This is a genomic window from Neisseria sp. P0021.S005 (assembly GCF_051956955.1).
In genome coordinates, this window is record NZ_JBQCWY010000960.1 from 1 (window position 1) to 451 (window position 451).

1 pseudogene is annotated in these 451 nt (G+C 55.2%); it reads right to left on the reverse strand.

The features are described from left to right. Positions 1 to 451: pseudogene (locus ACTHUE_RS20365) on the reverse strand (hypothetical protein); the annotation flags it as partial.

Sequence of the window (451 nt, forward strand, 5' to 3'; positions counted from 1 at the left end):
ATGGTGATGCCGTCGGAATTCAGTTTGTTGTCGCCTGCGGTGACGCTGTCAACAGTGATGTCTTTGTCCAGTTTCAGCTGTGCGCCACCTGCTACGGTTTCGCTGATGATGTTGCTGTCGCCTTTGACATTGATGGTGTCACCCAATGCGTAGTTGTTGCTGCCGGTGGTACCACCGAAGTTGATGCCTTTGTCGATATTGGCGGCGTTGTTGGCTACGTTTTGGTTGGTCGCAAACAGTTGGCTGCCGTTAACGGCATCTTTACTGTTGGCGCTGACGGCGCCATCGGCTACGTTGGTCACTTTGTTGCCGGCGGCATTGATGCCTGACTTGGTCACACTCGGGCCACCGGTAATGGTTAGGCCGTCTGAATTCAGTTTGCTGTCGCCTGCGGTGACGCTGTCAACAGTGATGTCTTGGGCCAGTTTCAGCTGTGCGCCACCGGCTACGG